This is a genomic window from Parasaccharibacter sp. TMW2.1882 (assembly GCF_023337635.1).
In the GTDB taxonomy this organism is placed as follows: domain Bacteria; phylum Pseudomonadota; class Alphaproteobacteria; order Acetobacterales; family Acetobacteraceae; genus Bombella; species Bombella apis.
This window is the reverse complement of sequence record NZ_NWUT01000001.1, coordinates 792,531-814,124: the sequence shown is the minus strand read 5'-3', so window position 1 is coordinate 814,124 and position 21,594 is coordinate 792,531. Positions and strand designations below refer to the sequence as shown.

Sequence of the window (21,594 nt, the reverse complement as noted above, 5' to 3'; positions counted from 1 at the left end):
CGGACGTCAGGTTGGGCTGCTGGTGCCTGACAGGGGAAAAAGCGGAGAATTGCGCTGCGTCCGGAAGCCGGACGGGGGCTTTCCCATTGACCATGATGACGAGGGCCCTTATGTCGGACATGATATGAAAAGCGTTGTGACCATCCGCAGCGGGCGTTTCCTTGTTTCCCACAGGGGAGAGGGGCGCACATGGTTGCTGGTGGCAAAATTTTCAGGGTAACTCATGCTTTCACGCCTTGCTCGCGCCCTCTTCGGCCACTCCAACGACCGCTCACTCAAGAAGTATCAGCGGCGCGTGCCGGAGATCAATGCTCTGGAGCCGCAGATGCAGGCTCTCACGGATGATGAACTGAAGGGTAAAACTGCGGAATTCCGCCAGCGTCTGGCTGAGGGTGCCTCCCTTGATGATCTTCTGGACGAGGCCTTTGCTGTCTGTCGTGAGGCCTCCCGCCGTGTGCTGGGGATGCGTCATTTTGATGTGCAGCTCATCGGGGGCATGGTCCTGCATGATGGGCGGATTGCCGAGATGCGGACGGGTGAGGGCAAGACCCTTGTCGGGACCCTGGCTGTCTATCTGAATGCCTTGTCTGGCAAGGGCGTGCATGTTGTTACCGTCAATGATTATCTGGCGAAGCGTGACGCTGAGGAAATGTCCCGCCTCTACGGTTTCCTTGGCCTGACCACCGGCGTGATCATCCCGAACCTGACGGACGACCAGCGCCGTGCGGCTTATGGAGCGGACATCACATACGGTACGAACAACGAGTTCGGCTTCGACTATCTGCGGGACAACATGAAGTATTCGCTGGATGAAATGGTCCAGCGTGCCTTCAGCTTTGCCATTGTCGATGAGGTGGACAGCATCCTCATTGATGAGGCCCGTACGCCGCTCATCATTTCCGGTCCGGCGGATGACAGCTCCGACCTTTATCGCCATGTGGATGCCGTGATTGCCCGGCTGGTGAAAGAGCCGGATGTTTATGACAAGGATGAGAAGCTGCGTACTGTCACGCTGACGGAAAAAGGCTCCGACCGTGTCGAGGAGCTGCTTCAGGAGGCGGGCCTGCTGCGTGAAGGCGGTCTGTATGACCTCCACAACGTCTCGGTTGTCCATCATGTCCAGCAGTCCCTGCGGGCCCGGACGCTTTTTACGAGGGATGTCGATTATATCGTCCGTGACGACAAGGTGATGCTGATTGACGAGTTCACGGGCCGCATGATGGATGGCCGCCGGTACTCTGATGGCCTGCATCAGGCGCTGGAAGCCAAGGAAGGTGTGGAAATCCAGCAGGAAAATCAGACGCTGGCCTCCATCACTTTCCAGAATTATTTCCGTCTCTATCCCAAGCTGGCTGGCATGACCGGTACGGCCATGACGGAAGCTGACGAATTCGCCGAGATCTACAATCTTCAGGTCGTGGAGATTCCGACCAATCTGCCCGTGCGCCGCAAGGATGCGGATGACGAGGTCTATCTCACGGCGGAAGAGAAATATGAGGCCGTGGCTGAACTCGTCCGCAAGGTGCATGAGACAGGCCAGCCCATTCTTGTCGGTACGGCCTCCATCGAGCAGAGCGAGGTTCTGTCACACCTGCTGCGGCAGAAGCGTATTCCGCATAATGTGCTGAATGCCCGGCATCATGAGCGTGAGGCCAGCATTATCGCACAGGCCGGTGCGCCGGGTGCCATCACCATCGCCACGAACATGGCAGGGCGTGGTACGGACATCAAGCTCGGTGGCAATGTCGAGATGCTGGTGGCTGAAAAGACTGCCGGTATTGAGGATGAAGCTGAGCGGGCTGCCATTGCGGAACAGGTCCGGGCGCAGGTGGCCGTTGACCACAAGCGGGTACACGAGCTTGGTGGGCTGTATGTCATCGGGACGGAGCGGCATGAGAGCCGCCGGGTGGACAACCAGCTGCGTGGGCGGTCTGGCCGTCAGGGTGACCCGGGCAATTCCCGCTTTTTCCTTTCCCTTCAGGATGACCTCATCCGCATTTTCGGCTCCGACCGCATGGGGGCGATGATGCAGAAGATGGGTCTCAAGCGGGGTGAGGCCATCGTGCATCCGTGGCTGAACCGTGCGCTGGAAAAGGCGCAGAAGAAGGTCGAGGCCCGCAACTTCGACATGCGCAAGAACACGCTGAAATACGATGATGTCATGAATGCACAGCGCAAGGAGGTCTATGCCCAGCGCCGTGAATATATGGCATCCGCCGATGTGTCTGGCGTGATTGCCGAGATGCGGGGGAAGGTGATTGAAGAGCTCGTCCATGCCCATATTCCGGAGAATTCCTTTGTGGAGGCCTGGGATGTGGATGGCCTTGCTGGTGAGCTGCATCGCATCCTGAATCTGGACATGCCGATTGCCGACTGGGCAAAAGAAGATGGCATGGATGAGGAGCATCTGATCGACCGCATCGAAGAAACAGCCACGAAGGCCCATGCAGCCCGTTCAGCGACTGTTGGCCCGGAAATGATGCGGTTGATCGAGAAGCATATTCTTCTGACATCATTCGATGCGGCATGGAAAGAACATCTGCACGGGCTGGACCAGATGCGTCAGGGGATCGGCCTGCGGGCTTATGCCCAGCGTGACCCGCTGAACGAGTACAAGCAGGAAGCCTTCCAGATGTTCACATACATGCTGGAGGACCTGCGGCTGCGTGTCGTGCAGTCTGTCGGGCATGTCCAGCCCGTCAGCGAGGCACCGTCCATGCCGCCGGGGCCGACTGCCTTCATGGAGGAGGATGGTCCCGCTGATGAGGAGGCGCTGGATACGGCCACGCTGGCCCGCTGGCTCAATGAGGTCCCCCGCAATGCTCCCTGTCCCTGCGGGTCCGGGCAGAAATTCAAGCACTGCCACGGCAGGATGATCTGAGAAGGCGGGCTGCTTCCTGCTGGGGGCAGCCCCTTCTGATGCACGGTGTGCTGGTGCATGGTAATGGGTGTTTCAACATTGTTTTGGGAGAAGTAAGGTCCATGGCAGGACATTCACAGTTCAAGAACATCATGCACCGCAAAGGTGCGCAGGATGCCAAGCGCGCCAAGCAGTTTGCCAAGGTCATCCGTGAGATCACGGTGGCCACACGGTCCGGCATGCCAGACCCGGCCATGAACCCCCGCCTGCGTGCTGCCATCACGGCAGCCCGTGAGGTCAACATGCCCAAGGATACGGTCGAGCGTGCCATCAAGAAGGCCAGCGGTGCCGGTGGTGGTGAGGATTATGTGGCCGTCCGTTATGAGGGCTACGGTCCGGCTGGTGTGGCCATCATCATCGAGGGGCTGACCGATAACCGCAACCGTACGGCCTCCGAAGTCCGGGCGGCTTTCTCCAAGCATGGTGGTTCCATGGGAGAAACCAATTCCGTGTCCTTTGGCTTTGACCATATCGGCGTGATCACCTATCCGCAGGATGCTGCTTCTGAGGATGACATGCTGGAAGCCGCCATTGAAGCCGGGGCTGATAACGTGGAGACCACGGAAGACGGCCACGAAATCACCACGGCCATGGAGGCCCTGATGAGCGTGCGTGATGCGCTGGAAGGCCGTTTTGGCGAACCCCGTTCCGCCAAGCTGGACTGGCGTCCGCAGACGACCGTCACGCTGGATGAGGATCAGGCCCGCTCCGTTCTCAAGCTGATTGACGTGCTTGAGGAGAATGACGATGTGCAGGCCGTCTATGCCAATTTCGACCTCCCTGATGAGGTGGCCGAGGCTCTGGCAGCTTGATCCGTCTCATGGGGATCGATCCCGGCCTGCGTTTCATGGGCTGGGGTATCGTGGATGTGGAGGGGAACCGCCTGCGCCATGTGGCTGACGGTGTGCTGGCGACCCAGAGCGGTGATGACGTTCCCCGCCGTCTGTGCGACCTGCATGAGGGGCTGATGAGGCTCATCCAGCAGTATGGTCCTGCAGAAGCTGCCGTTGAGGAAACCTATGTGAACCGCAACGGCTCCTCCACGCTCAAGCTGGGCTATGCCCGTGGCGTGGCCCTGCTTGTGCCCGCCCTTGCCGGGCTGAGCGTGCATGAATATGGGGCCATGGCTGTGAAGCGGGCTGTGGTTGGTACGGGGGCGGCCACGAAGGAGCAGGTCAGCATGATGGTCCGCCGTCTGTTGCCGGGGGCGGAGGTCCGGCGGGCTGATGCGTCCGATGCACTGGCTATCGCCATCTGCCATGCCCATCATCGGGCCAGTGCCCGGCATGTAGCCGCAGGAGTACGCATGGCATGATTGGACAGCTGACAGGCCTTGTCTCTCATATCGATGGTGATCACTGCCTCATTGAGGTGAATGGGGTGGGGTATGTTGTCTCAGCCTCCAGCCATACGCTGGGGCTGCTGCCCCGCCCGCCGGAAGTCGCCCGTGTACTGGTGGAAACGGTTGTGCGGGAAGATGCCATCCAGCTCTTTGGTTTTGCGGAGGCGGATGAGCAGGCATGGTTCCGTCTTCTCACGACCGTTCAGGGTGTAGGGGCCCGTGTGGCTCTGGCCATTCTGTCAGTCAGCCGCCCCAGTCTGCTCTGGCAGGCTGTCCATGCTGAGGACAGGACAGCCTTTACGCAGGCTGCCGGGGTTGGCCCCAAGCTGGCAGTCCGCCTCCTGACGGAGCTCAGGAGCAAAGTGGCCAAAATGCCGGCTCCTGCCAGCATGAGTGGGACGTCCATGAGTGCTGGGGGGGGCGGAGCAGCCATCAGTACCAGCCTGCATGGCAGTGCCGGGCTGGAGCAGGATGCCCTCATGGCGCTGGAAGGGCTGGGCTTCCGTCGGGCTGAAAGCTGGCCCATCATCAGCCGTCTCATTGGAGACCATGTTGGGGAAGGGCTGGATGTCATCATCCGTCTTGCTCTCAAGGAACTGGCCCGGTAGGCAGAGGGTAGAGGGAAAGAACGGGGCCGATGAACCAGTTTGTGCCAGATATGCCGCCCGGCCGTGCGCCGGAGACGGATGCCACACGCCAGCCGGAGGATGTGGCCGATGCCACCCTGCGGCCGCAGACCCTGGCCGACTTTACGGGCCAGAAAGCCAGTCGGGAAAATCTCTCCATCTTCATCGAGGCAGCCCGCAAACGGGGTGATGCGCTGGACCACGTCCTGCTGCATGGCCCGCCGGGGCTGGGAAAGACGACTCTTGCGCAGATCGTCTCCCGTGAGCTTGGCGTGGGCTTTCGTGCCACGTCCGGGCCGGTGATCCAGCGGGCTGGAGACCTTGCGGCCATCCTGACAAATCTTCAGCCTCGTGATGTGCTGTTCATTGATGAGATTCATCGTCTCCAGCCAGCGATTGAGGAAATCCTCTATCCGGCGATGGAGGACTTCCAGCTGGACCTCGTCATCGGGGAAGGCCCCGCGGCCCGTTCCGTGCGGATTGATCTGGCGCCTTTCACGCTCGTGGCAGCTACGACACGGTCCGGCCTGCTGGCCACACCATTGCGGGACCGGTTCGGCATTCCGTTGCGTCTGGTGTTCTATACGCCTGATGAATTGCGGCAGATCGTCAGCCGGGGGGCGGGGAAGCTGGGCATGGCCCTGACAGATGAAGGAGCCGAGGAAATTGCCCGCCGTTCCCGAGGGACGCCGCGCATTGCCGGAAGGCTGCTGCGCCGCGTGCGGGACTTTGCGCTTGTGGCGAAGAAAGAGATTGTTGACCGTGCGCTGGCAGATGCAGCCCTCTCCCGGCTGGAGGTGGACAGTCATGGTCTTGATGCGATGGACAGGCGCTATCTGCGCCGCATTGCCGAGCATCACAGGGGTGGCCCAGTAGGGGTGGAAACTCTGGCGGCAGCTTTGGCAGAAGCCCGTGATACGCTGGAGGACGTCGTGGAACCCTATCTGATACAGGAAGGGCTCGTCCTGCGGACCTCACGGGGGCGGATGCTGGGTGAACCGGGCTGGCGTTATCTCGGTCTCACACCGCCATCAGACAATCTGGCACCACGGTTCCTGTAGGGGCCGTCATCGGGGGAGAACAGCATGGCGGCACATCACTGTCAGTTCCGTATCTATTATGAGGATACAGATGCAGGGGGCATCGTTTATCATGCCCGGTATCTGGGTTTTGCCGAACGGGCCCGGGCCGAGGCCTTGCGCAGCCTTGGGCTTGGCGTCGGAGAGATGGCAGAACAGGATGGAATCGGTTTTGTCGTCAGGCAGCTGGGTATCCGGTATCATGCGCCCCTGCGGCTGGATGAACTGATGGATGTGGAGACGGTGCTGCTTCAGATGTCGGGAGCCCGGCTGAATCTGCGGCAGGTCATCACCAATCTTTCCCGTGAGGGGCAGAAGTCAGTGGTGATTGAGGTGGAACTGGCCTGCCTGAAGCTGGCTGGCATGAGCCCCTTGCGTCTTCCGGCATCCTACAGGGAAAAACTCTCAGGACTGACGGTGCCGGAAGAACGTTCCGCCTGACAAAAGATTTAAAGATAAAGATGTTTGCTCTTTCTGCGTCCTGTGCCATTGAAAAAGGAGCATCCTGCCGCAACATGGGGCAGTAGTCCTTTATCCAACAGAACCATAGAAAACAGGAGAAAGCGGAGTGGATCAGGCTGTGAATTCGAGTGCTCTGGGTGCTGCCGGGGCAGCGGGGCTTTCGCCCTTTCATCTGTTCCTGAATGCTTCGCTGGCTGTGCAGCTGGTCATGATCGGGCTGGTGCTGTGCAGCATTTTTGTGTGGGCGGTGATTGTGGAGAAGGTGCTTCTCCTCCGCCGGGTCAATCGTGAGGCTACGGGGTTTGAGGACAGATTCTGGTCCGGCGGGTCTCTGGATGATCTTTATGACAGCGAGGGTGCCCGGCCTGTCCATCCGATGGCTGCCGTTTTCGGGGCGGCGATGGGGGAGTGGCGTCGGTCCTCCCGTATTGCGGGCATTGACGTGATTCATGGGGGTACGTCCGAGCGCATCGACCGGGCCATCAGCATTACGGTCGCTCGTGAGACCGAACGTCTGAGCCGCTACCTCGTCATGCTGGCCACCATCGGCCCGGTAGCTCCGTTTGTCGGGCTGTTCGGGACGGTCTGGGGTATCATGCACGCATTCAGCTCCATCGCTTCCATGCACAATACGAACCTCTCCGTCGTGGCACCGGGCATTTCCGAGGCCCTGTTTGCGACGGCCATCGGTCTGCTCACGGCCATCCCGGCCTATGTGGCCTACAACCTCATCAGCCGTAGCGTGGACAATTTTGCTGAGCGGATGGAAGGCTTCGGGACCGAGTTTGCAGCCATCCTCTCCCGCCAGTCCGAAGAGCGCGGCAGCGGGAGGGGCTGAGCATCATGGAGGCTTCATCACGCAGTGGACGCAGGGGCAGGCGGCGGAGCCAGCCTGAGGCTGGCATCAATGTCACCCCGCTGGTGGATGTCATGCTCGTGCTGCTCATCATCTTCATGGTGACGGCACCGATGCTGACCAGCGGTGTGAATGTCGATCTGCCGCAGACAAGCGCCAAGCCGGTCAACTCGGACGACAAGCCCATTACGGTATCCATCAAGAGCGACGGCAGCCTGTATCTGGGGGATGACCCTGTCAGTGGGGATGACCTCGTGACACGGCTGAAGCAGATGGCAAGCGATGATCCTGGCCGTCGCATCTTTGTGCGGGCCGATGCCCATATCGACTATGGCAAGGTGATGAGCACGATGGGGCAGATCACATCTGGCGGCTTCACGCATGTTGCCCTGCTGGCACAGCAGCCGCAGGGCGGCCAGTAAGGAGAGACTGTGTGAGCCTCTCTGCGTCATCACCGTTTGACGAAACACCACCGCCCTATCAGCGGCGGGAAAGGAAGCAGTCCAGCCTGGTGACGGGCGGGGTGCTGGCTTCCCTGCTGCTGCATGGGGGAGTGCTGGGCTTTCTGCTCTGGCATCCACAGCCACCGCTGCCGGAACCTCAGCCGGACGAGCAGACGGTCACCATGGTGTATGAGACGACCGGCGGGGCCCGGCCAGCGGCCCGGTCTTCTCACAAGGCCGAGGTTCCGGCGCCGCAGGCACCCACGGAGACAAAGGCCCCACCGGCGCCACAGCCGCCCAAGCCGAAGCCGGTTGAGCCACCTCCGCCCGCTCCGCCACCACCCCGGCCTGTACAGGCTGCGCCGGAACCTTCCCATGTGGCGGTGAAAACGCCGGTCCAGCAGCGTGCTCCCGTGCAGGAAAAGGGTGAGGTGAGTGAACAGGCAAAGCCGAAGCCGGAGCCCGTGCATAAGCAGGCACAGGTCAAGGCGCCGGATCACAAGGTGGAAAAGCCCCCTGCCAAGCCGCAGCTCTCCCATACCCAGCAGGAGCATGAGGCCAAAAAAACGCAGGAGGACAGCCGCTCCCTGCTGGCCACGCTGGATGAGTACCGGAGCCAGGAGAAGCAGGAGCGCCCGCCCAAGGCGATGCCCAATCAGGCGCAGGGTGGGTCACCCCGTGGTGGTGGCCGTCCTGATGGCGATACCGGGGCGCTGACAAGTGGTGAGCAGAATGCCATCGGGTCGTCCGTGCAGCGCTGCTACCAGGAGGATACGCTGGCCCGGAATTACCAGAATTTCTCTGCCCGCATGATGGTGACGGTGGATGCCTCCGGCGAGGCCCGCATGGTCACATTTCTGCCGGAGACCCGTGCCCGTATGGCAGCGGATCCGACCTATCGGGTCCAGGCCGAGCGGGCGAGGGATGCCGTGTTGAGTCCAACCTGTTCCCGCCTGCCCGTGCCGAAGCGCCTGCTGGGGCAGGTGCGGCAGTTCCGTTTTCTGTTCAAGCCCTGAGGCTGGATTTATCTGAGGTTGTTTCATGTCGTTTTTTTCTGATACCGAAGCCGGCATCCTCCAGCGGCATCTGTCCCGCCGCTCCCTTCTGGGCGGTGCTGCCGCCAGTGGTGTGCTTGTCACGCCGCTGGCTCTTCTGGGCGGGACGGCCCGGGCAGCAGGTGACAGCGCTCCGGCAGAGATCACGGTCGCTGGCGCCCATCAGGCCCCCATTCCCATCGTGATTCCTGATTTCGGGCCGGGGCTGGGGAACCAGATTTCTGGCGTCATTTCGGCCGACCTGTCCAGCACGGGGCTTTTCCAGGTCATGGGGGGAACGGTACCGGCTTCCGTTCAGCCGGATTTCTCGGCACTGAAGGGCCGTGGGGCCCGTGTGGCTGTGGCCGGCAGTGCCGCCGGGTCTGACAGCGTGCGGGTCGAGATGCGCCTTTGGGACGTTGTGGCGGGCCAGCAGATGGAAGGTCGGGCCTATACGGCCTCCCAGAGCAACTGGCGCCGCATTGCACACATCATTGCGGATGCCATCTACAAGCGCCTGCTGGGCGAGGATGGTTATTTCGATACCCGCATCGCCTATATTTCCCGTACAGGTCCCCGGCGGCATCAGTCCACCCGTCTGGCCATCATGGATCAGGATGGGGCCAATGCCCACATGCTGACCAATGGCAGCTGGCTGACGCTGGAACCCCGCTTCAGCCCGATCAGCGAGCAGCTGGCATTTCTGTCCTATGCCAACAATCGGCCCCGTGTGTATGTCTATGACCTCAATACGGGACAGCAGACCATTCTGGGCACGTTCGAGGGTATCTCTTTCGCTCCCCGCTTTTCTCCTGATGGGCGGAGCATCATCCTGTCCGCCACGACAAGGGATGGCGGGGCGGATCTGTATCTGATTGATCTGGCGACCCAGCATCGGCGTCGTCTGACATCGGCCCCGGGTGTGATTGATACCAGCCCGTGCTTCAGCCCGGATGGCCAGAACATCGTCTTCAACTCTGACCGTGGCGGTTCGCCACAACTTTACGTGATGAGCGTCAATGGTGGGGATGCCCGGCGCATTTCCTACGGCCATGGTCACTATGGCTCGCCCGTGTGGTCACCAAGAGGGGACCAGATCGCTTTTGTCCGCATTGGTTCAGGGGGGTTCACCCTTGGCGTGATGGGGCCGGATGGCGTTGGTGAGCGGTCTCTGACACAGGGCTTCACGGTGGAAAGCCCAAGCTTTGCTCCCAATGGCCGTGCGCTGGCATTCTGTCGCCAGAATGCGGCAGGGGCTGGGGGAGCGGGCTTCAGCTCTTCCATCGCCGTGATTGACGTGGCAGGCTTCAATGAGCATATCATTCCTACTACGACCGGGGCTTCTGACCCGGCCTGGTCGCCGCTGCGGCGCTGAGCGCAGGGAATGTTTTTCTGGCCATGGGAGACCTTGTGCTTCCATGGCATCGGTGGCCTTCGGGCTGCCAGCCGCCTTTCCCCATCTGCGTCTTGCAGGTGGGTGAAAAACTCCCCATCTACTGGGGTGCATCTTTTTGCAGGAGATTGTCATGAAGTTGAAGATGTTCGCCGTGCTGGGCATGGCCTGCGCTCTGACCGCCTGTAGTGGTAACCACAAGGACCACGACAACAATGGCGATGGGCAGAACATGCAGCAGATGAGCCAGGGTCCCGTTCCGGGCAGCCAGGCTGATCTGGTCGCCACTGCCGGGGACCGCGTCTATTTCGAGCTGAACAAGAACCAGCTCAACAGCGAGGGCCGCGCCACGCTGGACAAGCAGGCTGCTTGGCTTGCCCGTTACCCGCAGGTCAACATCCTGGTGGCTGGCAACTGTGACGACCGTGGCACCGAGGAGTATAACATTGCTCTGGGTCAGCGTCGTGCCAATGCTGCCCGTGAGTATCTGGAGGCCAAGGGTGTGGCGCCGTCCCGTATCATGACGATCTCTTATGGTAAGGACCGGCCGACAGCTGATGGTGATACGCCGGAAGCATGGGCACAGAACCGTAACGCCATTACGTCTGTCCGTTAAAGCAGGCCCGGTTCCGGGAAACCTGTAGGAAGGGGCAGATGATGCCCTTTCCGGGAAAGGTCGGGCCGGTTGAGGAAACCGGCCCGATTTTTTTTATGTGTGATGATTGCCTGTCCGTTGGGAGATGAGATCATGGGTCATTCTGCTCGGCCTATTCTGGGGCCTGTTTCAGCCATTCTGAAAAGTGCGCTGGGGGCCGTGCTGCTCTCCTGCACGGCAAGCGCAGCATTTGCTCCGGCATGGGCGGAGGATGGTCTCTCCCGCGAGGCCATCATGCGGCAGCATCAGGCACTGGCCCGTCAGCATGATGGTGGTGGCCTGGGTGATGGTGTGGGCAGTGTTGATGAGCAGGGTGAGGATCTTTCCGCTCCCCTTCCGACATCCAGCGGTGATGGCAGCAACCGGTCTTCGGGTGTTTCATCAGGGCGTAGCGGAGGCGATCTTGTGGCCAATCTGCTGGAGCGTGTGAATTCTCTGGAGAGCCAGGTGCGGGAGATGCATGGCCAGATGGAGCAGATGAGCAATCAGCTTCATCAGGATGAGGCTGCGGTGGCGAAGCAGATGGGGGACATGCAGTTTGCCCTCGAGAATGGTCATCATGCTGCGCCCCGTCCGGCTCCCGAAGCCGGGGAAGCGGCGGCATCAGCCCCGGCGGCGGTCGTAGCGGCGCCGCCGGCAACGCCACAGGCAACCTCCGTGGCCGATACCCTCAAGGCAGGTCGTGCGGCTCTGAAGGCCCATCAGTATGAGGCTGCGGAGACACAGGCCCGGCAGGCCCTCAAGCAGAGCAAGACAGGCTGGAGCCGCACGGAGGCCCAGTATCTGCTGGCGCAGTCGCTGGCCGGGCAGAAATCCTACAAGAATGCCGCCCTGACCTACTACGATGTGTACAGCCATTCGCCTGATTCCCCACGGGCACCAGAGGCCCTGCTGGGTGTTTCGGCGTCCATGCTGGCACTGGGCAACAGGACGGCATCCTGCGAGGCCCTGCAACGGCTGCACAAGGAATTCCCCAATGCTTCGGCCCGGGTGAAGTCGTCCGAGAAAATTTTCAGCGAGCGGGCAGGCTGTCATTAACAGGCTGTCATTAAGGAGCATGGTGGGGACGACGGAGCTGGATAAAGATGGGGTGAGGCCTGTCACGCCCGGTGAGTTTGCTGACATCATGTCCCGGATCGGTCCTGTGGGGCCGGATGAGGCGGCGCATCCACTCTGCATCGCCGTGTCTGGTGGGGGCGATTCCATGGCATTGGCCCTGCTGGCCCGGGGGTGGAGGCGCCATGTTCTGGCGCTGGTCGTGGATCATGCCCTGCGGCCTGAATCGGCCGGGGAAGCTGCTCTGACCTGCCAGCGTCTTGCGGAACTGGATATTCCGGCACGGCAGCTCACGTTGGCCCCTCTCAGACCCGGCGGGATACAGAACCGGGCCAGAGAAGCCCGTTTCGGTGTTCTGGAAAGTGCCTGTATCGACGCTGGAGGCTCCGTTCTGCTGGTGGCGCATCATGAGGCGGACCAGGAGGAAACACTCTGGATGCGTCAGGAGCGGGGCAGTGGACCCCGGGGATTGTGTGGCATGGCGGCCCGGACTGTGCGGGGGCGGATCACTCTGCTGAGGCCGTTATTGGGGATTCGGCCGGAACGGCTGAAAATGACGCTGCGCACCGCTGGGGTGTCCTGGTGTGAGGACCCATCAAATCAGAACCGCCGTTTCCGCCGTGTGGAAGTCCGGCAGGATCTGACAGATGCCGGGCGGCGGGCGATGCATGTTCTAAGGCAGGGTGCCTGTGCCAGACAGAAGAGGGTTGAGGATCGGCTGGCGGCTCTCATGGCCTGTGGGGCAGCCTGGCAGCCGGAAGGATGGCTGAAACTTGCACCGGAAATTCTTCAGCTGGGGGGCGGTGAGGATCATGACATGGAGCCGTTGCTGGAGGATGAATTGCTGGGGCGGCTGATCCGCCTTGTGGGGGGGCAGGATTATGTGCCTTCCCGTCAGGCTGTTGTGGCCCTGCGGCGGGCTGGAAAAGGCTCTCTGGGGCGGGTCTGCCTGCATCCTCTCCGGGGGCGGGAAACAGGCTGGATGCTGTACCGCGAGGCTAGGAATCTGACGGAAAAGCGTCCGGCCCGGCATGGGCAGTGCTGGGACGGGCGCTGGCGGTATCTGGGGCCTGATCATACGGATGCGGTCGTGGCGGCTCTGGGGCCGTGGCAGCGGGCGGGCCGGGCCGTTCCGGCCTGTGTTCTGCCCGCTCTGCCTGCCCTGTGGGTTGGGGGTGAACCTGTTGCAGTTCCAGAGGGCATGAGAGGGCTGCGGCCCGACCTGCCCCGTGTGACTTTTGTCTGGGATGGGGGAACGCCCCTGACAGGGGAACGGGACTGGACGGGATGAAACAGGCCGTGCGAATGAGGCGGAATCAGGGTTTTTCATCCATTTTGGCCTGATGGGGGTGGGAACGCTGCCAGAAATACCTATCTTGAAGGCACTGAGTGTGACGCCGGCCCGGCCTGTGCGTCCCGATTTGTGAGGTTTTTGAAGAGATGAAAAACATTGGCCGTAATGTTGCGATCTGGGTGGTCATCGTCCTGGCGGTCATCGGCATGTTGGCGGCATTCCAGCCTGGGGGCAGCCGACAGGCCGTTCAGAAGATCGCCTATTCTGACTTTGTGCATGATGTGGAGCGTCATGAGGTCCGGTCCGTTACCATCCGGGAGCAGAACATTTCCGGCGTGCTGACCAATGGTACGTCGTTCGAGACCTATGCTCCGTCCGACCCCTCGATGGTGTCCCGGCTGACGGCAGCTGGAGTTGAGGTGACTGCCCACCCGCCCCAGAGTGATGACAATCCCGTTCTTCGTTACATTGCGGCTTATCTGCCGATCATCCTGATGCTGGGCCTGGGCTTCATGGTCTTTCGCCAGATGCAGAATGGCGGGGCCGGGCGGGGGGCGATGAGCTTCGGCAAGTCCCGTGCCAAGATGATGGTGGAGAAGAAGGGGCGTGTCACCTTTGCCGACGTGGCCGGGGTGGATGAAGCCAAGGAAGACCTTGTCGAGATTGTCGACTTCCTCAAGGACCCGCATAAATTCACCCGTCTGGGGGGACGCCTGCCCAAGGGTGTTCTGCTGGTTGGTCCTCCCGGTACAGGGAAGACCCTGCTGGCCCGTGCCGTGGCTGGCGAGGCCAATGTGCCGTTCTTCAGCGTTTCCGGATCCGATTTTGTCGAGATGTTCGTCGGTGTTGGTGCATCCCGTGTCCGTGACATGTTCGAACAGGGGAAGAAGAATGCGCCCTGCATCATCTTCATCGATGAGATCGATGCCGTAGGCCGCCAGCGTGGTGCTGGTCTGGGAGGTGGCAATGATGAACGTGAGCAGACACTGAACCAGATGCTTGTGGAGATGGATGGTTTCGACAGTAACGAGGGGGTCATCCTCATTGCAGCGACCAACCGTCCCGATGTGCTGGATCAGGCTCTGCTGCGTCCGGGTCGGTTCGACCGGCAGGTCGTCGTGCCCAACCCGGACATGCTGGGGCGTGAAAAGATTCTTCAGGTTCATCTGAAGAAGCTGCCCCTGTCTGCGGATGTCAACCCAAGGGTGATTGCACGGGGTACGCCCGGTTTTTCGGGTGCGGAACTGGCCAATCTTGTCAATGAGGCCGCCCTGTTTGCGGCACGGCAGAACAGGAAGGTCGTCTCCATGGCCCAGTTTGAGGAGGCCCGGGACAAGATATGGATGGGTGCCGAGCGCCGGTCTGCCGTCATTGAGGAGGAAGAAAAGCGCATGACAGCCTATCACGAGGCTGGCCATGCCATTGCTTCCGTGCTGACCCCGGGGACAACCCCCATCCACAAGGCTACGATCGTGCCTCGTGGGCGGACTCTTGGCATGGTGATGAGCCTGCCGGACAAGGACCCTGATGTCATATCCCGTCGGGAGGCCTATGCCCGCATCGTCGTGGCCGTGGCCGGGCGTGTGGCGGAGGAGATCATTTATGGTCATGATGCCGTGACCAGCGGTGCGGCCTCCGACATCAGCCAGGCGACCAGCACAGCCCGGTCCATGGTGGCACAGATCGGCATGAGCGAGCTTATCGGCATGGTGGACTGCACGGACAGGAGTCAGATTTCCGGCCAGACAGGTCGTGAGATCGACCAGGAAGTCCGCAAGCTGATCGATCAGGCATATGGCCAGTGCAAGCATACTCTTCTGACCCATATTGATGCCCTTCATGCCCTTGCTGCGGCGCTGGTGGAATATGAGACGCTGACGGGCGAGGAAGTGAAAAAGGTCATCCGGGGGGAACCGCTGGGCAAGGAAGAAGAGGAGGAATATTCCTTCAATGGGCGTCGTCCGTCGGTGCCATCTTCCGGTGCCATGTCGGGCGCTGCCAGTGGGGGAGAAGTGGCCTCCCAGCCGGCCTGATCGGGCTGAGGCTATTCTGGTCTGACTGACAGGGATGACGGGCGCATGGCAGCACTGGCCATGCGCCCGTTCTGTTTATGAAAGGCTTGCGTATCGGGGGAATGGCTGGCATTGCAGGGAGCATCTGGTGCAGGAAGGCAAGCCCTGTCAGCTGTTGGCAGAAGCCGCATATGGTATGGAAGACGGAGGGGGAAGTCATGGCAGACGGGCGGAAGTTTTTCGGGACTGACGGGATCCGTGGCGAGGCCAATACGGCACCCATGACGGTGGAGATAGCCCAGAAGCTGGGGCAGGCGGCGGGTCTGTATTTCTGCCGGCAGACAGGGCGCCAGCATCGCCACACGGTTGTGCTGGGCAAAGATACGCGTCTTTCCGGTTACATGATCGAGTGTGCCCTGGTGTCCGGTTTTCTCTCGGCAGGTGTGGATGTCGTCCTGCTGGGGCCGCTGCCTACGCCTGCTGTTGCTTTTCTGACCCGCTCCCTGCGGGCTGATCTGGGTGTCATGATTTCGGCATCCCACAATCCTTTCACGGATAACGGGATCAAGCTGTTCGGCCCGGACGGGTTCAAGCTTTCCGATGCTGTTGAGGCAGAGATCGAAGCCCTGATGGGGGACGATCTGAGCGGACAGCTGGCATCGCCTGCGGCCATAGGGCGGGCCTCCCGCCTGAATGATGCGGCAGGCCGGTATATTGAGAGTGTCAAATCGTCCTTTCCGCGGGGATTGCGGCTGGATGGCCTGAAAATCGTGCTCGATTGTGCGCATGGTTCTGCCTACCGTGTGGCACCTGCAGCCCTTTGGGAGCTGGGGGCAGAGGTCATAACCATAGGGGCCTCACCGGATGGGTTGAACATCAATGATGGTGTCGGCTCTACCCATCCGCAGGCACTCTGTGAAGCTGTGCGGGCTCATGGGGCAGATTGCGGTATTGCGCTGGATGGGGATGCGGACCGTGTCCTGTTCACCAATGAGCGGGGCGAGCTGGTGGACGGGGACCAGATACTGGCTCTCATCGCTACACTCTGGAAGCGCATGGGGCGGCTGAATGGTTCCGAGATCGTGGCGACTGTCATGTCCAATATCGGGCTGGAGGATTATCTGGCAAAGCAGGGGCTAAGCCTGTATCGCACAGCTGTCGGGGACCGTTATGTTGTGGAGCGCATGCGCCAGACGGGAGGCAATCTTGGCGGGGAGCAGTCCGGCCATATGGTGCTGTCCGATCACGCCACAACAGGGGATGGCCTGCTGGCGGCGCTTCAGGTTCTGGCAGCTCTGGTGGAATCCGGCCAGCCAGCCAGTGAGCTGTGTCATCTTTTTGAGCCTTATCCCCAGACCCTGAAAAATGTGGCCTACAAGGGTGATAATCCCATGAAGCATCCGGCCCTTGGGGAGATTGTCAGCTGGGCGGAAGAACGGCTGAAGGGGAAGGGGCGTCTTGTACTGCGGGCCAGCGGGACAGAACCGTTGATCCGCGTGATGGTGGAGGCCCGGGACAGGGCTCTGGTAGCCGAGGTCGTGAACCGGGTCAGTGCCCATATCCAGACGTTGGCCGGAGCCTGAAAAGCCTTTCCCTTTCAGTAAAGAAAAAGCCCCTGCACCATGGGGCAAGGGCCTTTTTCTTTACTTCACGGGAGATGGGAGGGCTGCTCCGTGCCTGGATTTCAGCCTGCCTGACGCAGGGGAGCCGACCCTTCGGTAAAGCCTTGCGAAGAAGCAGAGGTACCAGCCGCCACGGCCGGATCCTGAAGGATGTAACCCCGACCCCAGACGGTGGTGATCATGTGTTCGGCACCGAAGCGCTGAAGCTTGCGCCGCAGCTTGCAGATGAAGACATCAATGATCTTCATTTCGGGTTCGTCAATGCCACCATAGAGATGGTTCAGGAACATGTCCTTGGTGAGGACTGCACCCTTGCGCAGGAGCAGCAGCTCCAGAATGGAATATTCCTTGCTGGTGAGGTGCAGGAAGTGACCATTGACGCTGACCATCCGGCTTTCAAGGTCCAGTTCCAGCGGGCCAACGCGCAGGCGTGATTCAGCGATGCCGTAAGAACGGCGGGTCAGAGCCTGGATGCGCGCCTGGGTCTCGCTCATGTCGAAGGGTTTGGTAACGTAGTCATCAGCCCCAGCTGAGAAGGCGGCCACCTTGGTCGGGGAGTCTGTCCGGACGGACAGAACCATGATGGGCGTGGAGATCCGGGAGCGCCGGACCTGACGGATGAGCTCTTCTCCCGGCAGGTCGCTCAGCACCAGCTCGGTTATGAAGAGATCATATTCATAGTGCTTGAACATGTTGAGGGCTTCATCGGCGGTTTTGACATGGTCGACCGCGTAAGAGGACTTCCCCAGTACCTTTACCAGATGGCTTACAGCGCCGCTGTCGCTATCAGCGATGAGAATACGCATAATTTCAACTCCCCTTGGAACGGTTGTATTATGGAAGAGATTTTTTATGAAATGCAACCTTTGATTGTTTTTTTAGCAATCCATACAACCAGAACTTTCGTCGTATATGTCAGAATCATAGGACTTTTTTGTGTCAAATAAGGGGTTTTTTGATGTTTTTCTTTACAGAAAAGAAGAATATGACGGGCTTCTGATAAGGTAATATGAAGTTATACTTACATTTAATTTATAATTTTTTTTTACATACTGAAATTATTCTCAGCAATTACCATAGTAAAAAATTTTATTTAAATATAAGTGAAAAATTAAGCAACAATATAGTTTTGCTAAATGGGCCTGTCGAACAAGGGTTATAGAACGTTCCTAATTTTTTTTATGGGAACGGGGCAGGTCATCAATTCTTTTAATGATAAAATAAAACTGTTTTAATCCTATTTCGAGGGTAAAACATTTGGAAATAGGATGTAGGAGGTCCGAATCGTTTCAGGCTTCACCGCTCTTCGTATCGGTGGAGGCCAGAAGCTGGGTGATCTGTTCTGGCGTGCCGATCAGGGCGCAGGCAACGGGATGGGTCCTGTCTGCAACCAGGACAATGCGTGTCTGCGTAGAGCTGGGGAAAAGGTCTGTTTCCACGGTAAAGACGGAGGCATCCTGCCTGTCCTGTGCCTTTGCCCCACGGGCCGCCTCGCTGAGGAGGCGGGCGCAGATGCGCTCCAGTGCGGGGAGCAGGCGGTTGGCTGTCTGCTCCTCCGTTTCAATTCCGTCGGTTGTGGAGCGACGGTGATGGGTGACCAGCTCGACCCAGCCTGACCGGGTCAGGAAACTGGGGATACCCGTATCGGGTGTCTCCCGCTCGGCACGGAGGATGAGGCCGGTCCGGGCGAGGGAGAGGATGTCCAGCTTTGGCAGGCGGGCGGGGTCAAGAGCAATGGTCACGGTTACTGTTTCCTCGGAGGGGTCAGACCCATTCGCCAGAGCGCATGATGGGTGTGCGCTGGCCATCCTTCAGGCCGTCAATGTTGATCCTGTCGGAACCGATCATCCAGTCGATATGGATGATGGAATGATTGGCTCCACGGGCGATCAGCTCTTCTTCACTCTGCCCTTCAGGGTTGGTCATGCATTTCGTGTAAGCCTGCCCAAGAGCGATGTGGCAGGCGGCATTCTCATCGAACAGGGTGTTCTGGTACAGGATGCCACTCCGGGAGATGGGGGAGGAGTGGGGTACGAGGGCAACCTCGCCAATGCGGCGTGCGCCTTCATCACTGTCCAGAATGCGTTTCAGCACATCTTCGCCTTTGCTGGCATGAGCCTCCACGATGCGCCCCTTTTCGAAGCGGACCCGGATTCCGTCAATCAGCGATCCCTGATGGAAGAGTGGCTTGGTGCTGGAGACGGTCCCTTCCACACGGGCACAGTGTGGGGTGGTGAAGACTTCCTCTGTCGGGATGTTCGGGTTGCAGACAATGCCATTCTTGGCTTCTTCGGCACCACCGGCCCAGAGGTGGCCATCCGCCAGCCCGACCGTCAGGTCTGTGCCCGGTCCGGTGAAGTGCAGGGCGTCGAAGCGGCGGTCATTCAGCATGGCAGCACGGGCATGGAGGGTCCGGTTATGGTCCGCCCAGGCGGCTACCGGGTCGGCCACATCCACGCGGGAGGCCTGGAAGATGCCATTCCACAGGGCGGTGAGGGCTTCCTCTGCTGGCAGATGTGGAAAAACCTGCTCGGCCCAGGCCGGTGTGGCGCAGGCAATGATGTTCCAGTTGATGTCAAAATTGGTGATGCGTTCCATGGCCGGACGATAGGCCGTGGAGCTGGCCCGGCTGACACGGGAGATGTGGTCCGGGTTCTGGTCCTTCAGCAGGGTCGGGTTCCCCCCCGTGATGGCCATGCGGGCGGCTCCTTTGCCAAAGGCTTCCGCCATGCCGTTGGCCAGCCAGCCCGCTGCCGTGTCAAAGCTGTCTTCATGACCGTGCTGGAAGCGGGCCAGCGTAGTCTCATCATCCTGATACAGGGTTGTGACCAGTGACGCTCCAGCCTTGTATGCATGGGCCGTGATGCGCCGGATGAGGGGTACGGCTTCCAGCCCTGCCGTGATGATGAGCTGCTGGCCAGGTGTGATGTTCAGCCCCGTACGGACGGAAACTTCGGCCAGACGGTCCAGAAGCTGGTCATGTGTGAAAGAGGATGTGGGCATGGGTCTGTCCTGTTAATCTGTAAAATGATGAGGGGGCTGATGCGTCAGCGGGGCAGCAGGTCATCCAGTGCGGCCAGCAGGGCGTCCATCTCCTCATCCGTGCCGATGGTGATGCGGAGCCAGTCGCTGATGCGGGGGCTGCCGCCCTGATGGCGGACGATGATGGCCCGCTCCCGCAGGCCGGTGAAAAGCGTGTCAGCTGGGCATGAGGGGTGATGGGCCAGAATGAAATTGGCCGTGGAGGGCAGGACCGTCATGCCACGCTCCCGCAGGGCTGCCACGGTGCGCTCCCGTGTGGCGATGATGCGGGTGGTGGTCTGTTCCAGCCACTCCGTGTCCCGGATGGAGGCTTCAGCCCCGGCCTGTGCCGGGCGGGACAGCGGATAGGAGTTGAAGCTGTCTTTTACCCGTGTCAGCCCTTCCACCAGCTCCGCAGAGCCGATGGCATAGCCCACGCGCAGCCCCGCCAGACCGGAGGATTTGGAGAAGGTACGGACGATGAGAAGGTTGGGATAACGCTGTGTCAGGGCCACGGCGCTGGTCCCGCCGAAATCGACATAGGCTTCATCGATGATGACCGTCTGGGCATTGAAGCGCTTCAGAAGTCCTTCAATGGCTGGCAGGGGCAGGCTGATGCCGGTATTGGCATTGGGATTGGCGATTATGACACCACCAGCCGGACCGTCATAATCGTCTGGTGCGATGGTGAAATCATCCCGCAGGGGAATGGTGCGGTAATCCAGCCCGAACATCTGGCAGTAGATCGGGTAGAAGCCATAGGTCACATCGCTGAACAGGACCGGCGCATCGTCACGGAAGAGGGCCCGGAAGGCGTGGGCCAGGACCTCGTCAGAACCGTTGCCGGTGAAGACGCACTCGACCGGAACTCCTTCCTGTTCAGCAATGGCCGTGCGCAGGGCCAGGGCTGTCGGGTCTGGATAGAGGCGCAGGTCATCAGTTACGCTGGCCTTCATCGCTTCCAGCGCACGGGGGGACGGACCGTAGGGGGACTCATTGGTGTTCAGCTTGACCAGATTGGTCATGCGGGGCTGTTCACCGGGGATGTAGGGCTGGAGGTCGTGGACCTGCCGGTTCCAGAAACGGCTCATGGGGCGGTGGCCTCCGCAAAGAGGCTGCCAAGGCCCTGGCGGTGGGCAAGGTCTCTGGCGGAAAGGCCTTCCGTATCCCGGATGTCCGGGTTGGCGCCACGTTCCAGCAGCAGGCGGGCCATGCCCTGCCGTCCGAACATGATGGCAAACATGAGCGGCGTGCGCCCGGCATGGTTGGCCTGGTCGATATTGGCGCCACGCTCCAGCAGCAGGCGGGCAATGGCCTCATACCCCTTGAAGGCCACACCGGAGAGCGCCGTGGCCCCCTTGGCGTCCACGCCGTTCGGGTCGGCCCCGTTGTCCAGCAGCAGGCTGGCCGTGTCGAGCTGGTCGTTGTAGGTGGCGACGATGAGGGGTGTATAGCCCCGGCTGTCGGCACAGTCTGCCGGCATGCCGGCCTCAAGAAACTGCCTGACCAGATCATTCTCACCATTGCGGGCCGCATCGATGAAGAGAGCGGTGATCTGCTCCGGGGTGAAGGACATTTCGGGCTGCGTCATGGATGGGCTGCCTTTGCGGTAAAAGAATGGGTCGTGTCAGAGGCCTCTGAATGTCCTGCCTGCCGGTGGTCAGGTCAAGGGGGAAAAGGCCTTTCTGGCGTGCAGGATATGTGGTTGCGGCAGGCCTGATGGAAGAGGGCAGGCTGACCGGAATCTGCCGCCGGGTCTGACAGGTCCAGCCTGTCTGT

20 protein-coding genes are annotated in these 21,594 nt (G+C 60.5%); 15 read left to right on the top strand and 5 right to left on the bottom strand.

All coding sequences use genetic code 11. From position 1 onward, the window contains the following. The first annotated feature begins 223 nt into the window (after positions 1 to 223). The 15 genes from secA (at position 224) to glmM (ending at position 16,755) form a co-directional block, all read left to right on the top strand. Positions 224 to 2,881: a preprotein translocase subunit SecA gene (gene secA / locus CO583_RS03750; protein WP_043560873.1), complete on the top strand. Its 2,658-nt coding sequence runs from the start codon at positions 224 to 226 to the stop codon at positions 2,879 to 2,881. A 101-nt stretch (positions 2,882 to 2,982) separates the two neighbouring features. Next, the gene (locus CO583_RS03745; protein WP_043560868.1) at positions 2,983 to 3,732 is read left to right on the top strand and encodes a YebC/PmpR family DNA-binding transcriptional regulator; all 750 of its coding nucleotides are present in this window, start codon (positions 2,983 to 2,985) and stop codon (positions 3,730 to 3,732) included. Continuing rightward, positions 3,729 to 4,235, top strand: a complete 507-nt coding sequence (ruvC, locus tag CO583_RS03740; RefSeq protein WP_043560866.1) for a crossover junction endodeoxyribonuclease RuvC — start codon at positions 3,729 to 3,731, stop codon at positions 4,233 to 4,235. Before CO583_RS03745 ends, ruvC begins: the two co-directional genes overlap by 4 nt. Further along, positions 4,232 to 4,870 carry a Holliday junction branch migration protein RuvA gene (gene ruvA / locus CO583_RS03735; RefSeq protein WP_248630362.1) on the top strand — a complete coding sequence of 213 codons (639 nt, stop codon included), beginning with the start codon at positions 4,232 to 4,234 and terminating at the stop codon, positions 4,868 to 4,870. Before ruvC ends, ruvA begins: the two co-directional genes overlap by 4 nt. Positions 4,871 to 4,899: 29 nt before the next feature. After that, on the top strand, positions 4,900 to 5,949 hold the full coding sequence (gene ruvB / locus CO583_RS03730; protein ID WP_373364562.1) for a Holliday junction branch migration DNA helicase RuvB: 1,050 nt from the start codon (positions 4,900 to 4,902) through the stop codon (positions 5,947 to 5,949). A 24-nt stretch (positions 5,950 to 5,973) separates the two neighbouring features. Continuing rightward, entirely contained in the window at positions 5,974 to 6,408 is a 435-nt protein-coding gene (locus CO583_RS03725) for a YbgC/FadM family acyl-CoA thioesterase (RefSeq protein ID WP_043560860.1), read from the top strand. Positions 6,409 to 6,535: 127 nt separating this feature from the next. After that, positions 6,536 to 7,267, top strand: a complete 732-nt coding sequence (gene tolQ, locus CO583_RS03720; RefSeq protein WP_043560857.1) for a protein TolQ — start codon at positions 6,536 to 6,538, stop codon at positions 7,265 to 7,267. 5 nt (positions 7,268 to 7,272) lie between these two features. After that, on the top strand, positions 7,273 to 7,707 hold the full coding sequence (gene tolR, locus CO583_RS03715) for a protein TolR (RefSeq protein ID WP_043560856.1): 435 nt from the start codon (positions 7,273 to 7,275) through the stop codon (positions 7,705 to 7,707). 11 nt (positions 7,708 to 7,718) lie between these two features. Beyond that, positions 7,719 to 8,744: a hypothetical protein gene (locus CO583_RS03710; RefSeq protein WP_052349152.1), complete on the top strand. Its 1,026-nt coding sequence runs from the start codon at positions 7,719 to 7,721 to the stop codon at positions 8,742 to 8,744. 25 nt (positions 8,745 to 8,769) lie between these two features. Beyond that, positions 8,770 to 10,137, top strand: coding sequence for a Tol-Pal system beta propeller repeat protein TolB (gene tolB / locus CO583_RS03705; RefSeq protein ID WP_043560854.1), 1,368 nt, complete (start codon positions 8,770 to 8,772; stop codon positions 10,135 to 10,137). Between the two features lie 151 nt (positions 10,138 to 10,288). Next, positions 10,289 to 10,771 carry a peptidoglycan-associated lipoprotein Pal gene (gene pal / locus CO583_RS03700; RefSeq protein WP_043560851.1) on the top strand — a complete coding sequence of 161 codons (483 nt, stop codon included), beginning with the start codon at positions 10,289 to 10,291 and terminating at the stop codon, positions 10,769 to 10,771. 132 nt (positions 10,772 to 10,903) lie between these two features. Continuing rightward, entirely contained in the window at positions 10,904 to 11,848 is a 945-nt protein-coding gene (locus CO583_RS03695; RefSeq protein WP_249103153.1) for a tol-pal system YbgF family protein, read from the top strand. Between the two features lie 19 nt (positions 11,849 to 11,867). Beyond that, entirely contained in the window at positions 11,868 to 13,157 is a 1,290-nt protein-coding gene (tilS, locus tag CO583_RS03690; RefSeq protein ID WP_249103152.1) for a tRNA lysidine(34) synthetase TilS, read from the top strand. Between the two features lie 149 nt (positions 13,158 to 13,306). Beyond that, positions 13,307 to 15,193, top strand: coding sequence for an ATP-dependent zinc metalloprotease FtsH (gene ftsH / locus CO583_RS03685; RefSeq protein WP_043560846.1), 1,887 nt, complete (start codon positions 13,307 to 13,309; stop codon positions 15,191 to 15,193). Between the two features lie 197 nt (positions 15,194 to 15,390). Further along, positions 15,391 to 16,755, top strand: coding sequence for a phosphoglucosamine mutase (gene glmM, locus CO583_RS03680; RefSeq protein ID WP_248630564.1), 1,365 nt, complete (start codon positions 15,391 to 15,393; stop codon positions 16,753 to 16,755). A 101-nt stretch (positions 16,756 to 16,856) separates the two neighbouring features. Here glmM and CO583_RS03675 read toward each other — a convergent pair whose 3' ends face one another. From CO583_RS03675 to CO583_RS03655, 5 genes are all read right to left on the bottom strand, one after another. After that, entirely contained in the window at positions 16,857 to 17,600 is a 744-nt protein-coding gene (locus tag CO583_RS03675; RefSeq protein WP_248630366.1) for a response regulator transcription factor, read from the bottom strand. Between the two features lie 483 nt (positions 17,601 to 18,083). Further along, positions 18,084 to 18,536 (bottom strand): hypothetical protein, encoded by a 453-nt coding sequence (locus CO583_RS03670; protein ID WP_081563440.1) that lies wholly within the window; start codon positions 18,534 to 18,536, stop codon positions 18,084 to 18,086. Between the two features lie 22 nt (positions 18,537 to 18,558). Continuing rightward, positions 18,559 to 19,797: an aminopeptidase gene (locus tag CO583_RS03665; RefSeq protein ID WP_248630367.1), complete on the bottom strand. Its 1,239-nt coding sequence runs from the start codon at positions 19,795 to 19,797 to the stop codon at positions 18,559 to 18,561. A 44-nt stretch (positions 19,798 to 19,841) separates the two neighbouring features. Next, complete coding sequence (hisC, locus tag CO583_RS03660) at positions 19,842 to 20,906, bottom strand: histidinol-phosphate transaminase (RefSeq protein ID WP_086431155.1); 1,065 nt, start codon at positions 20,904 to 20,906, stop codon at positions 19,842 to 19,844. Further along, entirely contained in the window at positions 20,903 to 21,406 is a 504-nt protein-coding gene (locus CO583_RS03655) for an ankyrin repeat domain-containing protein (protein WP_043560832.1), read from the bottom strand. The genes hisC and CO583_RS03655 overlap by 4 nt, the downstream gene beginning before the upstream one ends. Positions 21,407 to 21,594: the final 188 nt, after the last annotated feature.